At 73.1% G+C, this 25,529-nt stretch carries 23 protein-coding genes; 12 read left to right on the forward strand and 11 right to left on the reverse strand.

What is annotated here, in order from left to right:
* Window positions 1–59: 59 nt before the first annotated feature.
* Window positions 60–2,351 (reverse strand): hydantoinase B/oxoprolinase family protein, encoded by a 2,292-nt coding sequence (locus tag ABD993_RS04860; protein ID WP_345413118.1) that lies wholly within the window; start codon window positions 2,349–2,351, stop codon window positions 60–62.
* Window positions 2,348–4,444 carry a hydantoinase/oxoprolinase family protein gene (locus ABD993_RS04865; RefSeq protein WP_345413119.1) on the reverse strand — a complete coding sequence of 699 codons (2,097 nt, stop codon included), beginning with the start codon at window positions 4,442–4,444 and terminating at the stop codon, window positions 2,348–2,350. The genes ABD993_RS04860 and ABD993_RS04865 overlap by 4 nt, the downstream gene beginning before the upstream one ends.
* A gap of 146 nt (window positions 4,445–4,590) precedes the next feature.
* On the opposite strand from ABD993_RS04865, the gene ABD993_RS04870 reads away from it, so the two are divergent.
* From ABD993_RS04870 to ABD993_RS04920, 11 genes are all read left to right on the forward strand, one after another.
* The gene (locus ABD993_RS04870; protein WP_345413121.1) at window positions 4,591–6,114 is read left to right on the forward strand and encodes an FAD-dependent monooxygenase; all 1,524 of its coding nucleotides are present in this window, start codon (window positions 4,591–4,593) and stop codon (window positions 6,112–6,114) included.
* Window positions 6,111–7,745 carry a (2,3-dihydroxybenzoyl)adenylate synthase gene (locus ABD993_RS04875; protein WP_345413123.1) on the forward strand — a complete coding sequence of 545 codons (1,635 nt, stop codon included), beginning with the start codon at window positions 6,111–6,113 and terminating at the stop codon, window positions 7,743–7,745. Before ABD993_RS04870 ends, ABD993_RS04875 begins: the two co-directional genes overlap by 4 nt.
* On the forward strand, window positions 7,742–8,464 hold the full coding sequence (locus ABD993_RS04880) for a maleate cis-trans isomerase family protein (RefSeq protein ID WP_345413124.1): 723 nt from the start codon (window positions 7,742–7,744) through the stop codon (window positions 8,462–8,464). The genes ABD993_RS04875 and ABD993_RS04880 overlap by 4 nt, the downstream gene beginning before the upstream one ends.
* 22 nt (window positions 8,465–8,486) lie before the next feature.
* Window positions 8,487–9,197, forward strand: coding sequence for a TetR/AcrR family transcriptional regulator (locus ABD993_RS04885; protein WP_345413126.1), 711 nt, complete (start codon window positions 8,487–8,489; stop codon window positions 9,195–9,197).
* 130 nt (window positions 9,198–9,327) lie between these two features.
* The gene (locus ABD993_RS04890; protein WP_345413128.1) at window positions 9,328–9,972 is read left to right on the forward strand and encodes a VOC family protein; all 645 of its coding nucleotides are present in this window, start codon (window positions 9,328–9,330) and stop codon (window positions 9,970–9,972) included.
* Window positions 9,969–10,217 (forward strand): hypothetical protein, encoded by a 249-nt coding sequence (locus ABD993_RS04895; RefSeq protein WP_345413130.1) that lies wholly within the window; start codon window positions 9,969–9,971, stop codon window positions 10,215–10,217. The genes ABD993_RS04890 and ABD993_RS04895 overlap by 4 nt, the downstream gene beginning before the upstream one ends.
* Window positions 10,214–11,452, forward strand: a complete 1,239-nt coding sequence (locus ABD993_RS04900; RefSeq protein WP_345413132.1) for an alpha/beta fold hydrolase — start codon at window positions 10,214–10,216, stop codon at window positions 11,450–11,452. The genes ABD993_RS04895 and ABD993_RS04900 overlap by 4 nt, the downstream gene beginning before the upstream one ends.
* A 101-nt stretch (window positions 11,453–11,553) precedes the next feature.
* Entirely contained in the window at window positions 11,554–12,864 is a 1,311-nt protein-coding gene (locus tag ABD993_RS04905; protein ID WP_345413134.1) for an MFS transporter, read from the forward strand.
* A gap of 46 nt (window positions 12,865–12,910) precedes the next feature.
* Window positions 12,911–13,069, forward strand: coding sequence for a hypothetical protein (locus ABD993_RS04910; protein ID WP_345413135.1), 159 nt, complete (start codon window positions 12,911–12,913; stop codon window positions 13,067–13,069).
* Between the two features lie 89 nt (window positions 13,070–13,158).
* Complete coding sequence (locus tag ABD993_RS04915; protein WP_345413137.1) at window positions 13,159–14,622, forward strand: peptide MFS transporter; 1,464 nt, start codon at window positions 13,159–13,161, stop codon at window positions 14,620–14,622.
* Window positions 14,619–15,620: a Gfo/Idh/MocA family protein gene (locus ABD993_RS04920; RefSeq protein WP_345413139.1), complete on the forward strand. Its 1,002-nt coding sequence runs from the start codon at window positions 14,619–14,621 to the stop codon at window positions 15,618–15,620. The genes ABD993_RS04915 and ABD993_RS04920 overlap by 4 nt, the downstream gene beginning before the upstream one ends.
* Window positions 15,621–15,662: 42 nt before the next feature.
* On the opposite strand, the gene ABD993_RS04925 is transcribed toward ABD993_RS04920, so the two are convergent.
* Genes ABD993_RS04925 through ABD993_RS04950 form a run of 6 tightly spaced genes read right to left on the reverse strand, consistent with a single transcriptional unit; the run spans window position 15,663 to window position 22,105 of the window.
* Window positions 15,663–16,709 (reverse strand): NADH:flavin oxidoreductase/NADH oxidase, encoded by a 1,047-nt coding sequence (locus ABD993_RS04925; RefSeq protein ID WP_345413142.1) that lies wholly within the window; start codon window positions 16,707–16,709, stop codon window positions 15,663–15,665.
* A complete protein-coding gene (locus tag ABD993_RS04930; protein WP_345413144.1) occupies window positions 16,706–17,650 on the reverse strand; it encodes an amidohydrolase family protein in 945 nt (314 codons plus the stop codon). Before ABD993_RS04930 ends, ABD993_RS04925 begins: the two co-directional genes overlap by 4 nt.
* Window positions 17,647–18,072 carry a cupin domain-containing protein gene (locus ABD993_RS04935; RefSeq protein WP_345413146.1) on the reverse strand — a complete coding sequence of 142 codons (426 nt, stop codon included), beginning with the start codon at window positions 18,070–18,072 and terminating at the stop codon, window positions 17,647–17,649. Before ABD993_RS04935 ends, ABD993_RS04930 begins: the two co-directional genes overlap by 4 nt.
* A 7-nt stretch (window positions 18,073–18,079) precedes the next feature.
* Window positions 18,080–19,261 carry an FAD binding domain-containing protein gene (locus ABD993_RS04940; protein ID WP_345413147.1) on the reverse strand — a complete coding sequence of 394 codons (1,182 nt, stop codon included), beginning with the start codon at window positions 19,259–19,261 and terminating at the stop codon, window positions 18,080–18,082.
* The gene (locus tag ABD993_RS04945) at window positions 19,261–20,601 is read right to left on the reverse strand and encodes an MFS transporter (protein ID WP_345413150.1); all 1,341 of its coding nucleotides are present in this window, start codon (window positions 20,599–20,601) and stop codon (window positions 19,261–19,263) included. The genes ABD993_RS04940 and ABD993_RS04945 overlap by 1 nt, the downstream gene beginning before the upstream one ends.
* A 19-nt stretch (window positions 20,602–20,620) precedes the next feature.
* Window positions 20,621–22,105, reverse strand: coding sequence for an aldehyde dehydrogenase (locus tag ABD993_RS04950; protein ID WP_345413151.1), 1,485 nt, complete (start codon window positions 22,103–22,105; stop codon window positions 20,621–20,623).
* Between the two features lie 117 nt (window positions 22,106–22,222).
* On the opposite strand from ABD993_RS04950, the gene ABD993_RS04955 reads away from it, so the two are divergent.
* Window positions 22,223–23,968 carry a helix-turn-helix domain-containing protein gene (locus ABD993_RS04955; protein WP_345413153.1) on the forward strand — a complete coding sequence of 582 codons (1,746 nt, stop codon included), beginning with the start codon at window positions 22,223–22,225 and terminating at the stop codon, window positions 23,966–23,968.
* Window positions 23,969–24,021: 53 nt separating this feature from the next.
* On the opposite strand, the gene ABD993_RS04960 is transcribed toward ABD993_RS04955, so the two are convergent.
* The 3 genes from ABD993_RS04960 to ABD993_RS04970 form a co-directional block, all read right to left on the reverse strand.
* A complete protein-coding gene (locus tag ABD993_RS04960) occupies window positions 24,022–24,297 on the reverse strand; it encodes a hypothetical protein (RefSeq protein ID WP_345413155.1) in 276 nt (91 codons plus the stop codon).
* A gap of 104 nt (window positions 24,298–24,401) precedes the next feature.
* Entirely contained in the window at window positions 24,402–24,821 is a 420-nt protein-coding gene (locus ABD993_RS04965; protein WP_345413157.1) for an anthrone oxygenase family protein, read from the reverse strand.
* Window positions 24,818–25,411 carry a Rossmann-fold NAD(P)-binding domain-containing protein gene (locus tag ABD993_RS04970; RefSeq protein WP_345413159.1) on the reverse strand — a complete coding sequence of 198 codons (594 nt, stop codon included), beginning with the start codon at window positions 25,409–25,411 and terminating at the stop codon, window positions 24,818–24,820. The genes ABD993_RS04965 and ABD993_RS04970 overlap by 4 nt, the downstream gene beginning before the upstream one ends.
* Between the last annotated feature and the right edge of the window lie 118 nt (window positions 25,412–25,529).

Consider the following 25,529-nt stretch of genomic DNA (forward strand, 5'->3'; position numbering starts at 1 on the left):
CCCGGGGGTGGGGACGAGGTCGGGGTGGGGAGCCTGCGGCTCGCCCACCCCGACCCGTGCTAGCCGGCGGTGACGGTCAGCCTGCCGAGGGTGGTGGCGGCGTCCGGGTGGTCGGCCGGGACGACCGCCGACGACAAGGCGGTCCAGCAGGACGGGCAGCAGTACTGCCGGAACACGACCGGAGCGTCGACGTAGTCGGCGGCGGTCGCGATGATCTGCGGGCCAGCGTCCGTGGGGGCCCCGTCGTACACCGCGAGAGCCAGCGGGCCGTCACCGGTGTCGCCCAGGACCTCGCCGCAGTGCCCGCACGCGACGTCCGAGCCCACCTCGACGAGGTTGTCGTCGATGCGCTTCGTCGCCGCGAGGTCCACCTTGCCGCGGGTCTCGCCGGTGATCCGGGAACGGTCGCGACGCGCGTTCCGCAGCCGCGACCGCTCGGTCCGAGTGGCGGCCCGGTCGCCCAGGACGACGCCGTAGACGGACCTCGCCGCCGCCTCGGTGATCTTCTCCTCCCGCACGTCCCGCGCGACGGCGTCGGGATCGCGGGTCAGCGGGTCGCCGTATCCGCCGCCGCCCTGCCAGGTCATCGCGAAGACTTCGCCAGGGGCGAGGTAGCTCGACGCGTAGTTCTGGCCGGTCTCGAGGGAGTCCGACACCTCCCCCAGTGACGACGGCATCGTGCCCGCCGCAAGCAGCGAGGCGATCCGGCTCTGCCGGGCCATGACGTCGAGCCCGGAGTTGCCCGGATGTCCGCCCGACAGGCCGGTGTTCTGCGCGACCGCCTTGCCGTTCGACGCCAGGACCAGACCCATGGGGATGCTCGTGCCGTGCGGGGTGAAGGCGAGGGACGCGCCGAGCCCGCCGCGGTGCCGCCCGGGACCGCCGGAGTCCGGCACCTCGCGCCGCCAGAGCGTCAGGAGGGGGTAGAGGAACTCCGTCATCTCGACGTCCGGGACCCGGCCCATCGGGATGCAGAACAACCCGCCGGTGTCGATGCCGTCGGCGTGCGGGCGGGCCCCGTAGCCGCCCGCCATCGGCTCCATCATGATCGACAGGAAGGGGGTGGGCTGCTCGCCGCGCTCGTCCAGCCCGGCGATGACGGCGGTGTCCCAGGTGCCGCAGCAGGTGGCCTGGACGTTCTTGCCCAGCTCCAGGTCCCGGTCGAGCATCTGGGACAGGCATTCGGCGATCAGGCTGCCGGTCAGCCAGGCGGGTCCGATCGGCCCGCGGCCGACGGCTGCGGGGAAGGTCGCGTTGTTGAGCGTGCCCTCCTCGGTGACCAGGTCGAAGCAGCGCATCAGGCCGCCCGCCGACCACGGGATGTCGTTGGCCAGGATCGGCAGCAGCGCGAGCATGACGCCGCCCCGCATGCCGGCGTAGGTGCAGTTGACCACGCCGGCCTGGGGATCGGTGCCGGTGAAGTCGAAGGTCAGGTGGTCGCCCGACTTGGTGGTGGTGACCGTGATCTTGTGCAGGTTCCGGTCGCCCTCGTGGGACTGGTCCTGGTAGCCGGTGGCGCTCCACGAGCCGTCCGGCAGAGCGGTGAGCTTGTCGCGCAGCCGGGTCTCGGCGTCGGACATCATCCGCTTCATCACGGCCTTGACCGTGTCCGCGCCGTACTGCGCGATCAGCGCGTGCAGGCGCTCGCCGCCGACGTTGTTGGCGCCGATCTTGGCCCGCAGGTCCAGCCCGACGAGCATCGGGACCCGCGACCGACGCACCCAGAGGTCCGCGACGTCTCGCTGGAGCTGTCCGCCGCGCACCACCTTGACCGGCGGGGTGGGCAGGGACTCGGAGAAGACGTCCTGCGCGGCGGGGGAGAACGACCCGAGCCCGACGCCGCCGAGGTCCGGCTGGTGGGCGATCGCGCTGGTCCAGGCGAAGAGCTTCCCGTCGTAGAAGACCGGCTGGTAGACCATGACGTCGTTCTGGTGCAGCCCGCCGCCGACCCACGGGTCGTTGGTGAGGAACATGTCGCCGGCCTCGATGCCGGGGTTCGCCGCCCGGTTGCGCAGCGTCCAGTAGATGGCCAGGTCGACCGCGCCGACGAGCATGGTGTTGTAGAGGCCGACCTGCACCTCCTGGCCGAGCTCGTCGGAGATGGCGAAGTCGAAGTCGTTGGCGTCGGTGACGATCGGCGAGCCGGACATGCGCTTGAGCGCCTCGCCCATCTCGTCGGTCACCGACCAGAGCCGGTGTCGGATGACCTCGTAGGTGAGTGGGTCCAGGGCGTCGATCTGTTCCTGGGTGACGCTGTGGACCGGCAGCGACGACGGCAGGCTGCGGGCCAGCTCGTCGGGGTCGACGGGGCGGCTGGAGAAGGCCTCCGAGCCGGGGATCGGCATGGTCACGAGGTCCTCCTGATGGTGAGGTTGCCCAGGTGGTCGACGGTGCCCGAGGCCCTGCCGGGGACGACGACGGTGGTGGTCGGCACCTCGACGATCGCGGGGCCCTGCAGGACATGGCCCGAGCGGAGCTCGCGGTAGTCGTAGATCGGGGTGTCGACGTAGCCGGTGGCGGCGTCCAGGCACACGGGCCGGGTCGTGAACGGCGAGGCCTCACCGGTCGCCTCGGCGACCGGAGGCAGCTCGGGGCTGAACGGCAGCACACCGATCGCCCTGACCCGGAACGTGATCGCCTGGATGCCGGCCTCGCGGAACCCGGCGTCCTTCCCGAACAGCTCGGCGTAGTGCTTCTCGAAGGCGTCCGCCGCGGCCTCGATCTCCGCCGTGCCCAGGGCGCCCGCGGCGACCGGCGCGGTGACCTCGGCGAGCTGCATCGAGTACCGCATGTCGATCTCGCGGTGCAGCTCGACGCGCTCGAACTGCAGCCCCTGCCGCTCCAGCCCCTCACGAACCTGCTGCTCCAGCTCGGCGAAGTTGCGCTCGGCGCGGGCCGGGTCGAACGGGACGCCGGTCGGGTCGGACAGCTCTGCCGCCAGCACGATGTCCGACGACGCCAGCCCGAACGCGGAGAAGGCCGACGCGACCGGCCCGAGCGGGACCACGACCACGTCGCAGCCGACCTCGGCGGCGTAGCCTGCGCAGTGCGCGGGCCCGGCCCCGCCGAAGGCGTAGAGCACGAAGTTGCGCGGATCGTGCCCGGCCTCGACGACGGTCTTGCGCAGGAGGTCGCCGGTCTGGGCGTTCTGCACGGTGTAGATCGCCGCCGCGGCCTGCTCGACGGTCAGCCCCAGCGGCTTGGCGATCTGGGTGTCGATGGCCTGGCGGGCCAGCTCCAGCGACAGCGGCTTGCGCCCGCCGAGCAGCCCCTTCTCGGGCAGGATGCCGAGCACGAGGTTCGCGTCGGTGTTGGTGGGCTCGGTGCCGCCGTTGCCGTAGCAGGCGGGGCCGGGGACGGCCTGCGCGGAGCGGGGCCCGATCCGCAGGTTCCCGCCCGCGTCGAGCCAGGCGATGGCCCCGCCGCCGGAGCCGATCGCGTCGACCCGCAGCGTCGGGACGTTGATCGGGTGGTGGTTGATCACCGTGGTGGTGTCCCGCACGGGCTCGCCGTCGACGACCAGACCGGCGAGGAAGGTCGTACCGCCGACGTCGGTGGAGATGATGTTGCGGTGGCCGAGCTGGCGGCCCAGCGCCACGCTCCCGACGACCCCGCCGGTCAGGACCGACCCGACGGTGGAGATCGCCGCCGCCGGGGCCTCCTTGGCCGCGACCGCGCCGCCGTTGGACTGCATCACCAGCAGTGGGCCGCGCAGGCCGTTGTCGCGCAACGAGGACTCGAGCGTGCCGAGGTAGTCGCGCAGACCCGGTCCGATCTGGGTGCTCATGATCGTGGTGGCGTTGCGGGCGAACTCCCGGATCCGCGGGCTGACCTCGCAGGACAGCGCCACGAACAGGTCCGGCGCCTCCTCGGCGATCAGCTCGCGCAGTCGCCGCTCGTGCACCGGGTTGCGGAAGGACCAGAGCAGGGAGACGGCGATGGCGGCGACCCCGTCGGCGACCAGGGAACGGATCGCCGCGCGGGCCTCGTCCTCGTCCAGGTTCACCACGACGGTGCCGTCGCGGTCGACCCGCTCGGTGACCTCCAGCGCGTGCCGCTTGGGCAGCAGCGCGTGGTCCTTGTCCTGCCCGAGGACGTGTTGCAGCTCGTGCGGGGAGCGGCCGAGGTACCGGCCCTCCACGTTCATGATGAAGATCGAGTCGCGGTGGCCCTTGGTGGTGAGGAACCCGACCGGGGGCACGTTGCCCATGACCAGGGCGTTGAGCGACGACGTCGTCCCGTGCGCGATGTGGTGGGTCTCCGCCAGCATCTCGGGCAGGCTCTTCCCCAGCTGCTCAGCCAACAGCCGCAGGACGTCGAGCACGCCCTGGGAGTAGTCCGGCGGGGTGGACGGGGACTTCGCGGCGAGCACGGTCCCGGCGTCGTCGTCGAGCACGGCGTCGGTGAACGTGCCGCCCACGTCCACGCCGATGACAAAGGCCATGGTTGGCGCTCCTTCGCGCAGTGGGGGGGTCTTACGGTTGCGTAGACTATTAAACGCCGGAGACGAGAGTCAACCTTGACTTCCAGTGGTTCGTTGCCGTCGAATAGTCAACGCAACAGTCAATCGATGCCATCGGAGGTTCGGTGATGCAGCCAAGACGGGTCGCGGTGCTGGGCGGGGGCCCGGGCGGGCTCTACGCCGCGCGCCTGCTCAAGCTCGCGAACCCCGCCTGCGAGGTCCGCGTGTACGAGCAGGGCGGTCCCGACACGACCTTCGGGTTCGGCGTCGGTCTCGCTGCGGGCACGCAGCGCAGGCTCGAGGCCGCCGACCCGGACACGCTGCGGGACCTCGTCGCCGCGGGCCTGCGCCACGACATGACGATGCAGATCGGCGACGCGGTCGCCGAGGTGCACAACGACCGGCTGATCGGCATCGCGCGCACCGAGCTCCTGTCCGTGCTGCAGCGGCACGCGGAGAAGGCCGGGGTGGTGCTGGAGTTCGGCGCGCGCCGGACCGCCGGGGAGCTCGACGCGGACGTGGTGGTCGCCGCGGACGGCGTCAGCAGCGCGACCCGTGAGAGCGGCACGTTCGGCGGGCGGATCCAGGTCGGCCGGGGTCTCTACCTGTGGTGCGGGACCGACTTCGCGCTCGACGCCGCCGTGTTCGCGCCGGTCGAGACCGAGCACGGCACGTTCGTCACCCACGCCTACCCGTACACGGGCGGACGCTCCACCTTCCTGATCGAGACCGACGAGCAGACCTGGCGGCGCGCGGGATTCGACGCCACGACCGCGTCGCTGGAGGCCCCGGGCACGCCGTTCGAGGCCTCGGACGAGACCTCCCTGCGGTATCTGGAGCAGGTCTTCGCCGAGCAGCTGCGGGGTCGGCCGCTGATCGGCAACCGGACGCGGTGGCTGCGTTTCCGTACCGTCCGCTGTGATCGCTGGGCGGAGGGGAACACGGTGCTGCTGGGCGATGCCGCGCACACCGCGCACTTCTCCATCGGCTCCGGCACCAAGATGGCGATGGAGGACGCGATCGCCCTGGTGGACGCGCTGGCGGAGGGTCCGGATGTCACCACCGCGTTCACCCGGTACGAGGAGGTCCGCAGGCCCGCCGTGGAGCGGCTGCAGGAGCTCGCCCGGCGCAGCCAGCTCTGGTGGGAGTCGTTCCCCTCGCGGACCGGGCTGCCGGTGGAGCGGCTGATGGTGGCCTACATGTCCCGGGCCGGGAACGTCCCGCTGGACCGGTTCGCGCAGACCGGCCCGGACGTCGTCGGGGCGGCCCTGCGCCAGTACGGCGGCGGCCACCCACCCGCTGACGATCTCGTCGGCTGGGTGCTGGACCGACCGCTCACTCACGGGGACCGCTCGTTCCCGACCCGCACCGCGGTCCCCGAGCTGGAGCGGCTGTGGGTCGACCTGCACGACCCCTGGTCGCCGGAGGGGGACGCGCTGGTCGCACGGGCCCGGGGAACGGACGGCGTGCTGGTCGCGGGCCCCGCAGCCCGTCCGGCCCTGCTCACCCGGCTCGACCTGGCCGAGCGGGTCCGGCTGGAGACGGGCACGATGACCGCGGTGGAGGGGTCGGCCGCATTGCGCGACGATCTCGCCGCCGGGCTGGTCAGCGGCCGCACCGACCTGGTGGCGCTCTCCGAGGAGACCGCATGACTCTCGTCCCCTACCCCGAGGCCGCGGTCCGCCGCTACCGCGAGACCGGCTTGTGGGGTACCGCCACGATCGCGACCGAGTTCCACCGGGTCGCGTGCGCCCACCCGGGTCGCGACGCCGTCGTCGCGCTGGAGGGGCGGCTCACGTTCGTCGAGCTCGATCGGCGAACCGACCTCCTCGCGGCGGGGCTGGCCGGGTTGGGGCTGCGGCCCGGAGATCCCGTGCTGTTCCAGGTCACGAACCGGCTCGAGGCCGTGGTCGCCTGGTACGGCGTGCTCAAGGCGGGCCTCATCCCGGTCGCCACGCTCGCGGCGCACCGCGGCCACGAGATCGGTGAGATCAGCCGCCGCGTCGGCGCGGTCGCCCACCTGGTCGAGGCGGGACAGCGCGGCTTCGACCTCGTCGGGTTCGCCGAGGAGCAGCGGCGCGACCACCCGACGCTGAGGCACGTGCTCGTCCTGGGCGACGACCCGCGCGGCGAGTCGCTCACCGCACTCGGCCGCGGCCAGGACGCGGCCGCGGCGCGCGCCCTGGTCGAACGGATCCAGGCGGACATCGACCCCGACGCCGTCGCCGTCCACCAGCTCTCCGGGGGTACCACCGGGGTGCCGAAGGTGATCCCTCGTCGCCACGCGGAATACTGGTACAACGCCGCGGAGTACGCCCGGTCCTGGGGCTGGACGGCCCGGACCCGGGTCGCGCACCTCATCCCGATCATCCACAACGCGGGCATCGTCTGCGCGGTCCACGCCCCGCACAGTGTCGGCGCCTGTCTGGTCCTCGGCACCCCCGACCTCGACGAGTCGCTCCCGCTGATGGCCCGCGAGGGTGCCACCCACGTCCTGCTCGGGCACGGCCACTACCGCGCCGTCGATCATCCCGACTTCGACGCCGCCACCAAGGCGGTGACCCAGCTCGTCCTGTCCGGCAGCAAGATCCCGCCCGCGCTGTTCGAGGCCCTGGAGTCCCGGGGACTCTGGTCGGGACAGCTGTTCGGGATGGGCGAGGGACTGTTCCTGACGACCCGGCCCGGCGCGCCACGGGAGGCGCGGCTGACGACGGTGGGGACCCCGCTGTCCGTGCTCGACGAGGTGCGGATCCTGGAGCCCGATTCGGAGGCCGACGTCGCCGTGGGAGAGGTCGGCGAGCTCTGCGCGCGCGGCCCGTACACGCTCCCCGGCTACTTCGACGCACCCGAGCACAACGCCCGCGCCTTCACCTCGGACGGCTTCTACCGCACCGGCGACCTGGCCGCGTTCGTCGAGATCGAGGGCGAACGGTACGTCTCGATCGAGGGCAGGCTCAAGGACCTGATCAACCGCGGTGGCGAGAAGGTCAACGCCGAGGAGGTGGAGGTGCTCCTGCTCCGGCACCCGCGAGTCACGGCGGTCGCGGTCGTGCCGATGCCGGACCCGCGGCTCGGCGAACGAACCTGCGCCTACGTGGTGGTCGAGGGCGCGGAGCTGACCCTGTCCGAGGTGCAGGAACACTTCGCCGCCCTCGAGGTCGCCAAGTTCAAATGGCCCGAACGCCTCGAACACCTCCCCGAGATCCCCCGCACCCTCGTCGGCAAGACGGACAAGAAGCGCCTGGCCGCCGACATCGCCCGGAAAGTGAGTGCCGTCCAGTGACACACCGGATCGGACTGATCGTCCCCAGCTCCAACGTGACCGTCGAGACCGAGATCCCGGCCCTGCTCGGCCGCCACGCCGAGAGCTTCTCCTTCCACTCCAGCCGGATGCGGATGCACCAGGTGTCCCCGGAGGAGCTCAAGGCGATGAACGCCCAGCGGGAGCGCTGCGTCGACGAGCTGGCCGACGCCCACGTCGACGGCCTGCTCTACGCCTGCCTCGTCGCGTTGATGGCGCAGGGCCCGGGGGAGCACCAACGCGTGGAGAAGGCCGTCCGCGACCAGCTCCCGGACACGCCGATCCTGTCCAGCGCCGGTGCGCTGGTCGACGGGCTGACCGCACTGGGGGCCCGCCGGATCGGCCTGGTCACCCCCTACATGCGGCCCCTCGCCGAACAGGTCGTCGCCTACCTGGAGGCGGAGGGTTTCACCGTCGTCGACTGGGCGGCGCTCGAGGTCGGCGACAACACCGAGGTGGGGTGCATCCCCGGGGACCGGGTGATGGAGGCGGCTCGGGGCCTCGACCTCACCGGTGCGGATGCCCTGGTCATCTCCGCCTGCGTGCAGATGCCCTCGCTCGACCTCGTCGGCCCGGCCGAGGAGGAGTTCGGGCTGCCGGTGCTCTCCGCCGCTACCGCCGGAGCGTACGCGCTGCTCACGAGCCTCGGCCTCGATCCCGTCCTGCCCGGTGCGGGACGGCTGCTCGCGGGAGGCCGGTGACGACGGCCCCTACCATCAGCACATGAGCGGCAACGGGACCGGGCGCAAGCGCGGGGGGGCGAGCACCGCCCGCCGCGAGCTGGTGGAGAACGAGCTCTACGAGCACGCCACTCGTCTCTTCGCCGAGCGTGGGTTCGCAGGCACGAGCCTGCAGGACATCGCCGACGCCCTGGGCATCACCCGGCCGGCGCTGTACTACTACGTCAAGAGCAAGGACGAGCTGCTGTCCAAGCTGGTCACCGAGGTGACGAGCGGGCCGCTCGACGAGCTCAGCGCGCTGGTCGCGCGGAACCTGGACCCGATCGTGACCCTGCGGGGGATCGTCGAGGTCCTCGTGCGCCGCCGGGTGACCCAACCCGAGCGGTTCCGGCTGCTGATCCGCTCCGAGGCCGAGCTGCCGGAGGAGCTGACCGCGGCCTACGACGAGGGCCGCCGGGCGGTGCTGAAGACCATCGCCGGTGTGGTGGACGACGGGGTGCGCTCCGGTGTGTTCCGGCCGGTCGACGCCCGGGTCGCGGCGCTCGGCGTGCTCGGCATGTGCAACTGGGTGGCCTGGTGGTTCCACCCCGGTGGCCGCGACACCGCCGAGAGCGTGATCGAGCAGCTCGCCGACATGGCCGTGGCCGCCCTGCAGCGCCCCGACCATCAGGTTCCCGGCGGCGAGGGCCCCGCCGCGGCGATCAAGCTCCTGCGGCAGGACCTCGACCACCTCGAGCGCGTCCTCGACCTCTGACGGCTCGCGCCGCCGGCTCCCGGGATCCCGTGCGCCTGCCCGATCGTCTTTATCGTCAAACTCTGGACTCAAGCGTCAACGCTGGCGTAGGGTCGTGGGTGACCACCGCAAGACCGTCGTGGAGGTACTGATGACAGAGCTGGACCACCGGGTCCGGGGGGTCGACCATGTCGCGTTCCCGACCTTCGACCCCGCAGCCACGGTGCGCTTCTACCGGGACGTCCTCGGCTTCCCGGTGGTGCACTCGATCTGCGCCGCGGGCTGGGGCCCGGAGGACCACCCGGACTTCATCCACTTCTTCTTCGACATCGGCAACGACGACCGCATCGCGTTCTTCTACTACTTCGGCACGGACCCCTCGATCGGCGGCGACCTCCGCGCCAAGGGGGACGTCTACGGGCGCTTCGACGCCGAGGTCCCCGAGTACTTCGTGCGCTCCCGGCACCTCGCGATCCACGTCGACGGCGAGGAGGACCTGCTGGAGTACCGCCGCAGGCTGGACGCGAGCGACTGGCCGGTCGAGATGCAGATCAAGCACGAGACCATCGAGTCGATCTACACCCACGACCCGAACGGCTACTTCTTCGAGATCACCCGGGCGATGCGGCCGGTCACTCCGCAGGAGGACCTCGACGCGACCCTGACCATCGACGCGCTGCTCGACGTCCTCGACCAGCCGGAGCCGAGCTTCGGAAAGCTGTTGGCGCGCAAGGCCGAGCTGATCGTCGAGCGGGCGCCCGGCTGGGAGCCGGTGGGATCGGAGCCGGCCCGGTGATCGAGCTCTACATCCTCGACGTCCCGGAGAACACCGCCGTCGCGAAGGTCGCCGCGGAGGACCCGGCGGTCACCGTCGGGCAGGTCGGCCCGTACTTCGTGATCAGTGCGGACGGCCCGATCGTGATCGACCGGCGAGCCACGGGTTGCCGACACGCCGTCTGGTACTCGTGCGTCGCCGGGGTGGCCCGCACCGCCCGGATCACCCGACACGACAAGGACGCGTTGCGCGTGGAGCAGGCATGACCGGGCGCCTGGGCACGGGCCGCTATCTCGCCGCGGGGGAGCGACCCGCCTCGACGGTGACGTCCGTCCACGAGCTGACCACGGCCGACGGTGCCACAGTGCGCGGGGTGCTGACCACCGTGCCCGGCGCGCGGACCGCGGTGTGCCTGATGCACCCACGCCAGGACGTCACGCACCACCCGATGGTTCCGCTGCTGCTGCAGGCCGGGGTCGCGGTGTGGACGCAGCACACCCGCTCGGTGAACAACGACCTGAACCTCGTCCACGAGCAGGCGCTGCTGGACGTCGCCGCAGGCCAGGTGTTCCTGCGCGAGCGCTACGACGACGTCGTGGTGCTCGGGCACTCCGGCGGCGGCACGCTGTTCGCGTACTACCTGGAGCAGGCGGCGCTGTCGCCGGCTGCGCGGATGTCCCGGACCCCGGGCGGTCGGCCGGTCGACCTCGCGGGCGCGGACATGCCGGTCGCGGACGGCGCGATCTTCCTCGCCCCGCACCCCGGCCAGGGCAAGCTGCTCCTGGCCTGCATCGACCCCTCGGTCGCCGACGAGAGGGACCCCCTAGCGGTCGTGCCCGAGCTGGACCCCTGGAACCCGGCGAACGGGTTCGCGGAGCCGCCGCAGAGCTCGTCGTACTCGCCGGAGTTCCTGGCGCGCTACCGTGCCGCGCAACGCGACCGGGTCGCCCGGATCGACGCGGTCGCCCGCGAGGCGTTGGCCCGCGCCGCCGCGGCCCGCAAGGCGCACAAGGAGTCCGGCGCGGCCGCCGACCGCCGCCGCGCGCTGGCCCCCACGATCATGACGATCTTCCGCACGGACGCCGATCCGCGCAACGTCGACCTCTCGCTCGATCCGAGCGAGCGGCCGTACGGCTCGCTGTTCGGCAAGCGCCCGGACCTGATCGACTACGGGCAGGTCGGCTTCGGGCGGCTCACCACCCCCGAAGCCTGGCTCTCCACCTGGTCCGGGCTCAGCTCGAAGGCCGACTTCGTGCGGTGCGCGCCCGGCGTCACCACGCCGACGCTGTTCGTCGAGCTGACAGGCGACCAGGCCGCGTTCCCCGCCGACGGCCGCCGCATGATCGCCGCCCTCGGCTCGGAGGAGCTCACCGTCGCATCCGTCCGTGGTCTCCACTTCGGCGGCGCCTTGGCCGAGGGCGCACCCACCGGCAACGAGCTGGCCGCCGAGGAGATCCGCGGCTGGCTGGACAAGCGCTTCCCCCTCGCACCGCCGACCTGAGCGGCGGCCCTCCACCGAAAGGCACTGTCGCCATGTCCTCCACTGCGCCCTCTTCGGCGTCGCGGACCCCGACCAGCGTCCTGTTGCTCTGCCTCGCGTGCATGACGCTCGAGGGATACGACGTGATCGCCTACGGCGCCGCCCTGCCTGCCATGCTCGCCGACCAGGACTGGAACCTGACGGTGCCCCAGGCCGGGGTGCTCGGCAGCCTGACCCCGATCGGGATGCTGGTCGGCGCCGTGCTGGTCGGCCTGCTCACCGACCTCCTCGGGCGCCGACGGCTCGTCCTCGTCAGCGTCACGGTCTTCTCCCTGGCGATGGTGCTGTGCGGGATCGCCCCCGGGGTACCGGTGTTCGCCGCCGGGCGGGTCCTGGTGGGGATCGGCGTCGGGGGCGTGCTGCCCTCGATCGCCGCGCTGGTCTTCGAGTACTCGCCGCGGCAGCGCCGCAACCTCAACACCGCGCTCGCCTTCGTCGGAGTCGGGCTCGGCGGGGCGCTCGCCGCCGTCGTCGCGGCCACCGTCGTCCCGGCGCTCGGCTTCCGCGCCGAGTACCTCATCGGGGGCCTGGCCGCCCTCGTCGTGCTGCCCCTGGCGGTCCGCTTCCTTCCGGAGTCCCTCGTCTACCTGCGAGCGAGCGGCCAGGACCAGGCCGCCGAACGGTGGATCCACCGGCTCGGGCTCGATCCCGCCCTCATCGAGCCCGCCGGCTCCGCGGTCGAGGAGCAGGCCGGCGGCCGCGGGCGGTTCGCCGTGCTGTTCGCCCGCGACCGCGCCCTGATGACGATCCTGTTCTGCCTGACCACCTTCGCGTCGCTGCTGGTGCTGTTCGGCCTCTACACCTGGCTCCCGCAGCTCATGCGCTCCGCCGGGTACGAGCTCGGCTCCGCGCTGACCTTCCTGATCGTGCTCAACGTGGGCACCGCGCTCGGGCCGGTGGCGGTCGGGCGCCTCGCCGACCGCATCGGCTCCAAGCCCGCGACGGCGGCGTCGTTCCTGCTCGCGGTGATCGGCATCGCGGTGCTGAGCTCCCCGCTGCCGCTCGGTGTGCTCTACGTCGCCGTCGTCCTCGCCGGTGTCGGCACGGTCGGGACCCAGATCCTGATCAACGTCTTCATCGCGGGCCGGTACCCGACCCGCATCCGCGCCACCGCCATCGGCACCGCGCTCGCGGTCGGGAGGCTCGGCGGCATCCTCGGGCCGGTCTACGGTGGGATCCTGCTCTCGGCGCAGCTCCCGACCCCGGTGCTGTTCTACGCCTTCGCCGCCCCCGCGCTGCTCGGTGCGATCCTCGTCGCCCTGATCCCGCGGGGGCACGCCGCCGAAGTGCCTGCCGACACCACCGACGACCCGACCACCGACCCGACCACCGACCCGACCACCGACCCGACCACTGCGGCGAGTCCGTCGTGACACCGCAGTGCTCGAACCGCTACCGGACACACGGGAAGGACGGGAGATGGCCACCGCGCGCGAGCTGCTGGAGCTGATCGCCGAGTTCGCCGAGGCGCGACGCTCGGACGCGGACGAGGCGACGCTGCAGGCGATCGCCCAGCGCTTCGACGTGACCCTGGGCGAGGCGATCGGAGATCGCGCCAGTATGCAGAGCGAGGCGTAGCCGGCTGGGCGACCGACGCCACCGACCTTCGGGAAATCTCATCGGTTCGGGGTCATGACGGCGTCGACCTGCGCTGACAGGGTGAGTCCATGAGCGACACGCGCCCGGTCACGACGTCGACCGACCGGAGCTTCTTCGGGCAGCCCTCGCTGCTGTCGGCCCTGTTCGGTGTGGAGCTGTGGGAGCGGTTCTCCTTCTACGGCATGCAGGGCATCCTGCTGATCTACCTGTACTACTCGACGGCCGGGGGCGGGCTGGGGATCTCCGAGGCCACCGCCACGGGGATCGTCGGGGCGTACGGCGGGCTCGTCTACCTCTCGACGATCGTGGGCACCTGGCTCGCCGACCGCGTCCTCGGCGCCGAGCGGACGCTGTTCTACGCCGCTGTCGTGGTCATGCTCGGGCACATCGCGCTGTCGGTGCTGCCGGGCATGCTCGGCGTGGGTGTCGGGCTGGTGCTGATCGCGCTCGGCAGCGGCGGGGTCAAGGGGAACGCGACCGCGCTCGTCGGCACCCTCTACGCGCCGGAGGACGAGCGGCGAGACGCCGGGTTCTCGCTGTTCTACCTCGGCATCAACCTGGGTGCCCTGGTCGGGCCGTTGCTGACGGGGTGGTTGGCGGACGTCGCGGGATTCCACGTCGGGTTCGGGCTGGCGGCCGTCGGGATGGCGGTCGGGCTGGTCCAGTACGCGATCCGGCGCAAGCACCTCCCCGAGGCCGCGCACGAGGTCCCGTCGCCGCTGGCCCGGTCCGAGCGCACGCGGATGATCGTGCTCGCGGGCGTGGCGCTCGTCTTGATCCTGGTGCTCGCGCTGACCGGCGTGCTGAGTGCGGACCGGCTCGACCTCGCCGTCATCCTGGTGACGATCGTGGCCGCCGTCGGCTACTTCGCCCTCCTGCTGACGAGTGGGAAGGTCACCGCGGTGGAGCGGCGGCGGGTGCTGGCGTTCATCCCGCTGTGGATCGCCAGCGCCGCCTTCTGGTCGCTCTACCAGCAGCAGTTCACCGTCGTGACGCTCTACTCCGACCAGCGGCTGGACCGGAACCTGTTCGGCTGGGAGATGCCCGTCGGCTGGGTGCAGTCGATCAACCCGGTGTTCATCATCATCCTGTCCGGCGTGTTCGCGGCGCTGTGGACCAAGCTGGGCAGCCGCCAGCCCGCGACCCCGATCAAGTTCGGGCTGGGGACGGCGATCATGGGTGTGGCGTTCCTGCTGTTCCTGCCGATGGCGGGCGGCGGGCCGAACAGCGCGCCGCTGCTCGGGCTCGTCGGGATCCTGTTCGTCTTCACCGTCGCCGAGCTGATGATCTCGCCGGTGGGGCTGTCGATCTCCACCAAGCTCGCGCCCGCCGCCTTCCGGGCGCAGATGGTCGGGCTGTTCTTCCTCTCCGTGGCGCTGGGCAGCGCGCTGTCCGGGACCCTGGCAGGCTTCTACAGCGAGGAGTCCGAGGGCGCGTACTTCGGGATCCTCGGGGCGGTCGCGATCGTGGTCGGCCTGCTCGTGATGCTGTCGACGCCGCTGCTCAAGCGGCTCATGGAGGGTGTGAAGTGACCGACCGAGTCGTGCGGTGGGGTGTGGTCGGGCCGGGGCGCATCGCCCGGAAGGTGGCGGCGGACTTCCCGCACGTCCCAGAGGCCGCGCTGACGGCGGTCGCATCGCGGTCGAAGGAGCGGGCCCAGGCCTTCGCGGACGAGTTCGGCCTCTCGGCGGTGCACGACTACCGCACGATCCTCGAGGACCCGGACGTGGACGTCCTCTACCTCGCCACCCCCCACCCCCAGCACCGCGCCATGGCGCTGGCGGCGATCCGCGCGGGCAAGCACCTGCTGGTGGAGAAGGCGTTCACGGTCACCCCGGAGGCCACCCGGGAGATCGCCGCCGCGGCCGCCGAGCACGGGGTGTTCGTGATGGAGGCGATGTGGACGCGCTTCCAGCCCGCCGTCGTGAAGCTCCGGCAGCTGATCGCGGAGGGGGCGATCGGCGAGGTCCGCGCCGTGCAGGCGGACCTGGGCGCCCAGCAGAACGCGGACCCGGCGGACCGCTTCTTCAACCCGGCCCTCGGCGGCGGCGCGCTGTTCGACCTCACCGTCTACCCGATCTCGTTCGCGCAGATGGTGCTCGGTACGCCGGAGGCCGTGCACGCGCACGGCGTGCTGGCCGAGACCGGGGTGGACGTCGAGGAGTCCGTGCTGCTCACCTACCCCGAGGGCCGCAGCGCGACGCTGTTCGCCTCGCTGCTCTGCCAGTCCCCGGGCATGGCGCGGGTGGTCGGGACGGGCGGCTGGATCGAGGTCCCGCCCCGCTTCCACCACCCCGTCTCGCTGCGGGTGCACCGCAACGGCCACGATCCAGAGGAGCTCTCCCTGTGGCCCCTCGGCGTGGGCTACTCCCACGAGATCGCCGAGGTCACCGCGGGTGTGCGGGCCGGCCGCGTGGAGAGCACGGTGATGCCGCTGGCCGACACGGTGGCGGTGCAGGACATCATGGCGGCGGTCGCCAGCCAGCTGGGCCTGCAGGTCCAGGAGGGCCCGGCCGATCTCGAACACTAGTTCGATCCACAGCTGTGGACAACCCTGTGGGCAACCCGCGCGTCAGCGCGGGGCGGCCCGGGCGTACTGGGCGGGATACCCGGGTGTGTCGGAGGCCAGGGCCCGGGCGGCGTGCAGGGGCCAGTTCGGGTCCCGCAGGGCCTCCCGGGCCAGGAACACGACGTCCGCGGCGCCCTCGGCGAGGATCGTCTCCGCCTGCTCGGGATCGGTGATCAGGCCGACGGCGCCCACCGCGACGTCCCCCTTCGCCCGCACCTGCGCGGCGAACGGCACCTGGTAGCCCGGGCCGACGGGGATGACCTGGTCCGGGTCGAGGCCGCCGGTGGTCACGTCGACCAGGGCCACGCCGTGGTCCCGCAGCACCGGCGCCAGTGCCACGGTCTCCTCGACCGTCCAGCCGCCCTCGACCCAGTCCGTGGCGGACACCCGCACCAGCACCGGGAGCCCGGCCGCCCGCACCGCGTCCACGACCTCGACCAGCAGCCGGATCCGGTTGTCGAAGGAGCCGCCGTAGGAGTCGGTGCGCTCGTTGGCGCGCGGGGAGAGGAACTGGTGCAGCAGGTAGCCGTGGCCGGCATGGACCTCGACGACGTCGAACCCCGCCTCCACGGCCCGCACGGCCGCCGCCCCGAACTCGGCCACGACCTGCGCGGGATCCGCGCTCACCGGCTCGGCGTAGCCCCGGTAGGCCAGCGGCGACGGCCCCAGCGCGGGCCAGCCGCCGTCGGACACGGGGATGGAGCCCCGCCCGTCGCCCGGCGCGTAGGTCGACGCCTTGCGGCCCGCATGCCCGAGCTGCACGCCGATCGGCGTGCCCTGGGCGTGTACGAAGTCGGTGACCCGCCGCCAGCCCGCGACCTGCGCCGCCGACCAGAGCCCGACGTCCCGCGGGCTGATCCGGCCCTCCGGCGAGACGGCGGTGGACTCGGTCAGGACGAGCCCGAAGCCGCCGATGGCCCGGGCGCCGAGGTGCACGAGGTGCCAGTCCGTGGGCACCCCGTCGGCCCCGGCGCTGTACTGGCACATCGGGGACAGCACGATCCGGTTCGGCAGCGTGACCCCGCCGAGCTCCAGTGGCGTGAAGATCACGGCTCCCCCAGGAAGGCGCGGGCGTTCGCCGCGAGCGCGGCGGCGTCGAGACCGGTGGACGTCGCGAAGCCGAGCGGATCGGCCTGCGCCATGTCGAACGGGTAGTCGCTGCCGCAGACCACCGCCCCCTTGCCGACCCGCGTGGTCAACAGCGCGAGCAGGTCCGGGTCGTGGGTGACGGTGTCGAACCACAGCTCCCGGACGACGTCGCCCGGCGGGCGGGTCGAGTCCTGCCGGACATCGGGCCGGGTCCGCCAGCCGTGGTCCCAGCGGCCGAGCAGCCCGGGGGTGCAGCCGCCACCGTGGACGACGCAGAGCCGCAGGTCCGGCAGCTCGTCCTTGACCCCGCCGAGCAGCAGCGCGGCGACCGCGGTGGCCGTCTCGACCGGGTTGCCGACGAGGTTCGGCAGGTAGTGGTGGTCCCACTCCGGCCGCGGCAGCTGCATCGGGTGGACCAGCACCGACAGCCCCAGTCGGGCCGCCTCACCGAGCACGTGTCGCAGCACGCCGCGGTCGAAGGACGTGCCCCCGAGCACGGGCGGGACCGCGACCCCGGCGATCCCCGCAGCGTCGGCGAGGGCCGCGAGCGTGGCGGAGGCGGAGTCGGTCGAGTCGAGGTCGACCAGACCGAGCCCGCGGAAGGCGCCGTCCGACCCGGCGACGACGTCGGCGAGGGCCGCGTTGAACGCGGCCACGTACTCCGGCGCGGGCCCGCCGACCGGGAAGGCGAAGGGCGGCGCGGACAGCACGCGCACCTCGATCCCGGCGGCGGCCATGTCGGCGCGGATCGCGGACACGTCGCTCATCGCCGCGGGGGCGATGGACAGCGGGACCTCGCCGAGGTGCAGCTCCCCGCCGCGGTCCTGCAGCGGCCCGTACGGGGCGCCCGGCGGCAGGGCGAACAGGTCCGCGGGCAGCCAGTGGGCGTGGACGTCGATCATGGGAGGTCCAAGGGGGCGTTGGCGCTGTCGAGGTGCTCCACGGTGGCGAAGACGAGGTCCGTCTCGCCGACGTTCTCGATGTCGTGCAGCAGGTACTGGCCCTCGGCGAAGGTGAAGTGCCGGGTCTCACCCGCGCGGTAGGAGACCTCGCGGGTGGTGCCGTCGCTGGTGTGCTGGCGGCTGCGACCCGCGTTCACCGCGGTCCAGAAGTAGTCGAGGACGTGCCGGTGGGCGTGCCAGCGCTCGCCGGGGGCGAGCCGGATCTCCCAGACCCGCACGCGCTCGTTCGCGCTCAGCAGCCGGGAGCCCACCTCGGCGTCGAAGGCGTGGGACTCGAACTCGGCGCGCAGCTCCGGGGACCAGCCCTCGAAGTCGGTGCCGACCAGCGTGCCGGCGAGGGGGAGATCGGCGAGGTACGTCATGGCGGGCCTACTTTCCGGGTCCGTAGAGGCCGAACCGCAGGCTGGGATCGCCCGGGGTCCAGGTGTTGTGGAACTGCGAGCGCGCGCCGATGTCCTGCACGCGCTCCAGCAGCCGGGCGGAGAGCTCCAGCTGGGCGGGCTCCCACTTGCGGAGGGCGGCGGCGACGTCGCCGTCGGCGGCCTCCAGCGCGTCGGCGAGGGCCCAGGCGTCGGCCGCGGCCTTGGCCGTGCCCGCCGCGGCGTGCGGGCGGGCGGCCGCGGCGGCGTCGCCGATCAGGGCGACCCGGCCGTCGGCCATCCTCGAGGACCGGACGTCCGAGACCACCTGGATGTACGGCTGGGCGGTCCGGCCGACGACCTCGGCGGCGGCGGGGGCGAGAGCGGCCGCGGCCGACCGCATCTCCTCGACGTAGCGGTCCTGCACCTGCCCCGGGTGCAGCGAGACGGTGCCGGTGAACCCGCGCTTGTCGATCAGCATCTCGGCCAGCTCGGAGCCGCGCGGCACGTTGCGGTACCAGACGTAGTTCATCAGCCGGTCCTGCGGACCGCTCTCGCCCGGGATCGGGTAGACGGTGATGTGCGAGTTCGGGATCACGCTGTAGGAGATGGCGTTGCCCAGCAGCGCGCGGGTGTCCGCGGTCAGCTCCTGCTCGGGCACGGTGCCGCGCCAGCCGACGTACCCGGAGTACTCGAGCGTGGCCGCCGGGTCCAGCAGGGACCGGCCGATCGAGGTGATCCCGTCGGCGAACACGACCAGGTCGGCCTCGACCCGGAGCCCGCTGACGAAGCGGACCGTCGCGCCCGCCTCGGTCTGCGAGACGCCGCAGGCGAACTCGCCGAGGTGGTAGTGCTCGGTGCCGAAGTCCGCGAGCAGCCCGCGGTAGAAGGTGCCCCACGAGGTGTAGGTCCAGCGTCGGACGTCGCGGTGCAGGATCCCGTTGTCGTGGTCGAGGTACTGGACGTACTCGGTGGCGGTGGACAGGGCCTCGGGGTGCTGCGTGCTGCGCTCGGTGAACCAGCGGACGGTGTCCGGCTGCAGGACGATGCCGCCGCCGCGGCCGTCGAGCGGGGTGGGCGTGCGCTCGTAGACGTCGACGGTGAAGCCGAGGTCGCGCAGCAGCAGGGCGGTGGTGAGGCCCCCGATGGAGCCGCCGAGCACGGCGGCGCGGGCGCCTTCGTAGGGAGACATCAGTGGATCTCCTCGCGGGCGGGGACGGCGTCGGACGGGAGGGGCTGCCCCTTGGTCTCGGGGGCGAAGAACAGGCCGAGCGCGCCGAGCATCCCGACGGCGACGACGCACGTCGTCGCGAGCCCGAGGTCGCCGCTGAACCAGGACGCGGCGATCACGCCTGCGACCAGCGGACCGGCGGCGGTGAGGTAGCGGCCGATGCCGTTGTAGAGCGCCATGCCGGTGGCCCGCACCGACGGCGGGAACAGCTCCGGGCCGTAGACCAGGATCCCGGACAGGGCGCCGTAGAGGCCGAACCCGGCGACCGGTAGGACCAGCAGGAACGCGCCCCAGCCGGGGTGGACGGGGAACAGCAGCGCCACGCTGACCGCGGAGATCGCGAAGCTGGTGGCGAAGGCCTTGCGACGGCCGATGGCGTCGGCCAGGAAGCCCCAGGTCGCGTAGCCGAGGATGCCGCCCGCGTTGAAGAGCATCGAGGCGAGCGCGACGCGGCCGTTGGCGACCGACGGGTCCAGCTCGGCCGCCGCGGCGGCCTGCCGGATGACCTGCGGGTACCAGGTGGACACCGACCAGAAGGCGACCAGCGAGCCGGTGGCCAGCGCGGTGCCGACCAGGGTGCGGCGCAGCAGCGGCGGGCTGAGCAGGCGGGCCAGCACGAACCGGTCCTCGGCGGTGCGGGTCCCGGCGGCCCTCCGCTCCCGACGGGCGCGGATGCCGTGCGCGACCTCCGGCGGCTCGGGCACGTGGCGGCGGATGAAGTAGACGAGCAGCGCGGGCAGCACCGCGATGCCCATCATCAGCCGCCAGCCGTGGTTGCCGAGGATCGCGTAGGCCAGCGCGGCGAGGAAGAAGCCCAGCGCGTAGCCGGACATCATCACGCCGCAGGCCCGGGCCCGGTACTTGTTGCGCCACACCTCGGCGACGAGTGCGGCCCCGACCGGGGCCTCCACACCGGACCCGAGCCCGGCGATGAACCGCAGCACGCCGAGCTGCCACCAGGTGTCCGCGAACGCCGCCAGCGCGGTGAACACCGCGTAGGTGACGATGCCCGCGGAGAGCACCTTCACCCGGCCGAAGTAGTCGGCGAGGATCCCGAACAGGATCCCGCCGGTGCCCCAGCCGAACAGGAACAGCGCGACGGTGATCCCGCCGTAGAGCCCGATGGTGCCGCCGGAGACGGCGATGCCGCTGTGCGGCAGCAGCTCCGTCATCGCGGGGCCCAGGATCAGGGAGTAGAGGCTGCCTGCGAACCCGTCGAGGGCCCAGCCCATCGTGGTGCCTGCCAGCACGAGCCATTGGGTGCGGGTGATGACCGTGCGCCACCCGGGGGAATCGGACATCGGATCGGCTCCCTTGCCGTCAATTGAGGCGGCCCGGCGCGTCGGCGCCGTACCAGTCGACGTCGTCGGCGGCGGTGCGCACGACGACGGTCTTGATCCACGTGAAGTCGTCGAAGGACTCGGTCCCGGCGTCCCGCCCGGTGCCGGACTCCTTGATCCCGCCCCAGGGCAGTGAGGGCTCGAGGCGGTGGTGGTCGTTGACCCAGACCATCCCGGCCCGCACGGCGTCGGCGACGCGGTGGCCGCGGGCGAGGTCGCGGGTCCAGACGCCCGCGCCCAGGCCGAAGCGGTTGTCGTTGGCCTTGGCGATCGCGTCCGCCTCGTCGCGGAAGGGGACGACGACGGCAACGGGTCCGAAGATCTCCTCGCGCGCCACCCGCATGTCCATGGTCGCGTCCGCGATCACGGTGGGCTGCAGGAAGAAGCCCTGGTTCAGGGGCGCGGGCAGGTCCGGCACACCGCCACCCGCGGCGATCCGTGCGCCCTCGACCCGGCCTGCCTCGACGAGCGCGCGGACCTTGTCCCGCTGCGCGGCGCTGACCAGCGGCCCCAGCTGCGTGGCGGGGTCGGAGGGGTCGCCGATCCGGATCGCGTCCGCGCGGCGGGCCAGCGCCGCGACGAACTCCGCGTAGATCCCCTCCTGGACCAGGAACCGGGAACCGGCCACACAGGACTGTCCGGCCGCGACGAAGGCCGCGAAGGCCGCACCTTCGGCTGCCACGACGGGGTCGATGTCGTCGAAGACGGCGATCGGGGTCTTGCCGCCCAGCTCCGCGGTCACCCGGGCGAACCGTCGTGCGGTGGCGACGGCGGCGGCCCGGCCGGCCTCGGTCCCGCCGGTCAGGGTGATCTTGGCGATGTCCGGGTGGCCGGTCAGGCGCTCGCCCACCTCGCGGCCGCCGGTCACGACGGTGACCACGCCGTCCGGGACGCCCGCCTCGGCGAGCAGGTCGACCAGCGCGAGGGTGGACAGCGGGGTGGTCTCGCTCGGCTTGACCACCACGGTGTTCCCGGTGGCCAGGGCGGCGGAGAGGCTGCGGGCCAGGATCAGCAGCGGGTGGTTGAACGGGGTGATGATCCCGCAGACGCCGAGCGGGGCCCGGCGCTGGTAGGTGAGGTACGGGCCGTCGGAGGGGAGCACGGAGTCCCGCTGCGCGGCGAGCAGCCCGGCGTTGTAGCGGAACCACTCCGGGACCCGGGAGAGCTGGGCGCGGGTCTCGGTGACCGGGCGACCGTTGTTGCGGGTCTCCAGCCGGTACAGCTCCTCCGACCGGGCCTCGATCACGTCCGCGACGCGGAGCAGGAGCCTGCCGCGCTGCGTCCGGGTGAGCGCGGGCCACGGCCCGGCGGTGAAGGCCGTGAGCGCGCGGGCGATCGCGGCGTCGACCTCGGCGATGCTGCTGTCCGGCACCGTCTCGAGGACGGCGCCGGTGGCCGGGTCCAGGACCGGGCGGCCCGCCGCGGCGGTCCGGGCCGGTTCGGGGGAGAGGGTCGTCGTCGACATCCTTGCCCTTTCGTGGTGCGAGCGAGTGGACCCGAGTCTGCTGATCGCCGGGGCGCCGAACCATGGCTGTGGCGACACACCTTGTGCTCCGGAGGTGTCTCGGCGGACACTCCGCCGATGGAACTGCGGGACTGGTTGTCCGCGATCGGGGCGCTCACCGCGGCCGTCAACGCGGGGCGGGGGCTGCGTGAGGTCCTGGACCTGGTCGCCGCGACCGCCCGCGAGCTGCTCGGCCTGGACTTCTGCGGGGTCCTCGTGCCGGATGCCGACGAGCGCACCCTCGTGATCGTGGGTTGGGACGGGCTCCCGGAGGAGTACGTGGCGCGGGTCAACTCCGACCGCCCCGTCCCGCTCGAGGCGGACGCGACCGTCGGGGCGCCGTCGAGCCGCGCCTACCGCTCGGGGGAGCCGTTCGCGATCGCGGACATCTCGCTCGACCCGGACTTCGTCTGGGGAGGGGTCGCACGCGAGCTGTACCGCTCGATGCTGTCGGTCCCGCTGGTCACGGCGTCGGGCGTGATCGGGACGCTGAACAGCTACCGGTCGGCGGTCCACGAGTTCGGCCCCGAGGAGACCGGCAGGCTCGCCCTGCTGGCGGAGCACGCCGCCATCGCGATCACCTCCGCCCGGGTGCTGGAGGACCTCCGCCACCAGCACGACCTGGTCACGCGCTCGGAGGAGATCCACGAGCGGCTGCTCCGGGTCGCGGTGCGGGCGGGCGGGATCGCGGGGATCGTGACCGCGCTGCACGACCTGCTCGGCTCCCCGGTCCAGGTCCTCGACGCCCGGGGGGACGAGCTCGCCTCCGCTCCCGCAGGCGGTCGACCGCCTGCGGGAGCGCACGCGTGGGTGGGTGCGGGGCCGCGAGCGGGTGCACCGGCCGACGGCCCCGCGTCCGATCCCGACGTGCACCGGCGGTCCGGGGCCGCGCTCGTCCGGGAGGTCGGGGAGGACGTCGTCGCGGACGTGGTGCTCTCCGGCGAGGTCGCCGCCCGGGTCGTCGTGCCGGGCCGGGCGGGCACTCTCGCCGCCCTGGACCGGCGGGCCCTGGAGCACGCCTCGATCGTGCTGTCGCTGGAGCTGCTGCGGCAGCGGACCGCCCAGGAGGTCGAGCAGAACCTACGGGGCGAGCTGCTGTCGGACCTGCTCGCGGGCGCCGACCCCGGCTCCGCGGCGGTCCGGGACCGGGCGGCGCTGCTGGGCCACGACCTGGGCAGGTCGCACCGCGCGCTGGTCGCCCGGGTCACCCCGGACTCGCCCGCGGTGGTGCAGCGGGCTGTCGCGGAGGCGGCCCGCGAGGTCGCGGGGGTGCGGCCGCGACCGCTGGTGGCGGCCCACCGCGAGGTCGTCGTGGCGCTGTGGCCGGAGAGCGACGGCGCCGCCGCCGAGGTGCTGCGCCGCGCCCTGCTGCGCGCCCGCGGGGTGGTCGACGCCGTGGTCGCGGTCTCCGCCGCCGGGGACGCGCTGGTCGAGGCCTACCGCACCGCCCGCGGCGCGCTGGCCCTCGCCGGGCCCGGCCGCCGGATCGTCGAGCTCGACGACCTCGGTGTCGTGGGCCTGCTCCTGCGGCTCGACGACCCGGCCCCGCTGCGGGCCTACGCCGACCGGGCCCTGGGCCCGCTGCTGTCCTACGACCGCGAGCACGGGGCCGCGCTCGTCGAGACCCTGCGCACCCACCTCGACCACGATCTGGACCGCCGGGCCACCGCCGAGGCCCTGACCGTGCACCCCAACACCGTGAGCCAGCGGCTCCGCCGGATCGAGGCCCTGACGGGCCTGGACCTGCGGTCCTCCCGGGCCGTCGTGGAGGCCCGCTCCGCCCTGGTGGTCCTCGACGTCGCCACCACCCACCCGCCGAGATGAACCTCAGTGCTGTTCGATCATGGTCCCGGCGACACCGAGGTTCATCTCGGCGGTCAGCGGCGGCGGGTGCGGCGCGTTCCCGGCATGTCCATGCGGTCGCCGAGCATGGTGCGGCACACGCGGACGGCGTGGTCGCGGAGACGCTCGTCGTCCGCGAGACGTAACGCGACCTCGTCGAGCAGGGAGGCGAGGCCGAAGGCGTACTCCGGGTGGGTCAGGCCTGCGTAGCCCGCCTGGATCGTGTCGTGCCGGAGCCAGGCCGCGGCGCGGCCGATGGTCTCCTGGTCGGCGCGCAGGGCGGCGTAGCGGCGGCGCTCGTACGGGTGCACCGGTTCCCCCGAGGGTCGTGCTGAACGGATGGGCGAGGCCCGGGGGAAGCGGACCGGCTGTCCACTCTCCCCGGTCCCCGCCCTCGGGACCACCCCCCGTCCGGTCACACCACGAGCAGTACGGCCCCCGCCACGGTGAGCAGTGTCCGCACGGTGTGTGCCCGGTTCCACGGCCCCTCGAACCGCTCCCACTCCCCGCCCCGGTCCAGCCGGGTGTTCAGCGGGATGTTCACACCGACGGTGACCAGGTGCGCCCCGACGAGCGTGAGCGCGGCACCCGCCGCGACCGGTCGGGACCCGGCGAGCAGCGCCCAGACCGTGAGCGCCACCGCCGCGAGCCCGGTCCCCACGAACAGGGTGCCGAACACCGGGTTCACGATGGCCCGGTTGATCGCCCGCATCGCCTCGGCCGCCTCCGCGGCGGGCCTGCGGTGCAGGCCGGGCATCACCGCGACGGTGAAGGCCAGGAAGATCCCCCCGAGCAGGCCCGCGCCGATCGCGGTACCGGTGACCAGTGCGTTCACCGCGACCGCCCCGCGGCCTGCTCGGCGCCTGCCGGGCCACCCCCCGCCCCGCCGCCGGCGACCCCGGCGAGCCCCACAGTGGCGGCCCGCTCGGCCACCGAGGTCGTCGACCGCGAGCCGGTCCGGTGGGCCCGGACCAGCCCCGAGTCGACGGCCGCGTTCATCTCCAGGTGCAGGTCCGCGACGTCCGGGGGCATCCCCGCCTCCAGCAGCCCGCCGCGCAGCGCCTCGTCCGGGATCCGCGTGTACCCCGCGCCGAGGTGCGCGACGGCCTCGGGCACCGTGAGGTCCTCCGGGCCGACGACCTCCCGCACCCCGGTCTCCCGACGGGCGTGCAGGGCCTCGGCCGCGATGTCGCCGATGTCCCGTGTGGCGACCATCGGCAGCCGCACGGCCGGGTCGATCGTGTCCACGTGCATCCCCGCGCGGATGGCGTCGAGGCTGTGCAGGAACGACTCGAGGAACAGCCCGGGCCGCAGGAACAGCACCTCCGCGTCCAGCTCGGCGAGCCGCTGCCCATGGCGGTGCAGCGAGACGGCGCGGACCGCCGTCCCCGCCGCCACCAGCCGTCCGCCGGTGTTCGTGATCATGTCGAACTCCCTCTCTCGTCGATGGGTCCAGCCTGGCGGCCGGATCCGGGACGGAGAATGGCCTCGGGTCCGCATTGCATGCTCATTCGTCCAGACCGACTGGACCTCGGGGCGTCTG

This window comes from Pseudonocardia xishanensis (assembly GCF_039541715.1).
Classification (GTDB): domain Bacteria; phylum Actinomycetota; class Actinomycetes; order Mycobacteriales; family Pseudonocardiaceae; genus Pseudonocardia; species Pseudonocardia xishanensis.

Bases quoted from the DNA above. Each gene is read 5' to 3' on its own strand.
- ABD993_RS04865 (WP_345413119.1), bottom strand. From the start codon at position 4,444: ATGGCCTTTGTCATCGGCGTGGACGTGGGCGGCACGTTCACCGACGCC.
- ABD993_RS04870 (WP_345413121.1), top strand. From the start codon at position 4,591: ATGCAGCCAAGACGGGTCGCGGTGCTGGGCGGGGGCCCGGGCGGGCTC.
- ABD993_RS04875 (WP_345413123.1), top strand. From the start codon at position 6,111: ATGACTCTCGTCCCCTACCCCGAGGCCGCGGTCCGCCGCTACCGCGAG.
- ABD993_RS04885 (WP_345413126.1), top strand. From the start codon at position 8,487: ATGAGCGGCAACGGGACCGGGCGCAAGCGCGGGGGGGCGAGCACCGCC.
- ABD993_RS04890 (WP_345413128.1), top strand. From the start codon at position 9,328: ATGACAGAGCTGGACCACCGGGTCCGGGGGGTCGACCATGTCGCGTTC.
- ABD993_RS04900 (WP_345413132.1), top strand. From the start codon at position 10,214: ATGACCGGGCGCCTGGGCACGGGCCGCTATCTCGCCGCGGGGGAGCGA.
- ABD993_RS04905 (WP_345413134.1), top strand. From the start codon at position 11,554: ATGACGCTCGAGGGATACGACGTGATCGCCTACGGCGCCGCCCTGCCT.
- ABD993_RS04910 (WP_345413135.1), top strand. From the start codon at position 12,911: ATGGCCACCGCGCGCGAGCTGCTGGAGCTGATCGCCGAGTTCGCCGAG.
- ABD993_RS04915 (WP_345413137.1), top strand. From the start codon at position 13,159: ATGAGCGACACGCGCCCGGTCACGACGTCGACCGACCGGAGCTTCTTC.
- ABD993_RS04930 (WP_345413144.1), bottom strand. From the start codon at position 17,650: ATGATCGACGTCCACGCCCACTGGCTGCCCGCGGACCTGTTCGCCCTG.
- ABD993_RS04935 (WP_345413146.1), bottom strand. From the start codon at position 18,072: ATGACGTACCTCGCCGATCTCCCCCTCGCCGGCACGCTGGTCGGCACC.
- ABD993_RS04940 (WP_345413147.1), bottom strand. From the start codon at position 19,261: ATGTCTCCCTACGAAGGCGCCCGCGCCGCCGTGCTCGGCGGCTCCATC.
- ABD993_RS04945 (WP_345413150.1), bottom strand. From the start codon at position 20,601: ATGTCCGATTCCCCCGGGTGGCGCACGGTCATCACCCGCACCCAATGG.
- ABD993_RS04950 (WP_345413151.1), bottom strand. From the start codon at position 22,105: ATGTCGACGACGACCCTCTCCCCCGAACCGGCCCGGACCGCCGCGGCG.
- ABD993_RS04955 (WP_345413153.1), top strand. From the start codon at position 22,223: ATGGAACTGCGGGACTGGTTGTCCGCGATCGGGGCGCTCACCGCGGCC.
- ABD993_RS04970 (WP_345413159.1), bottom strand. From the start codon at position 25,411: ATGATCACGAACACCGGCGGACGGCTGGTGGCGGCGGGGACGGCGGTC.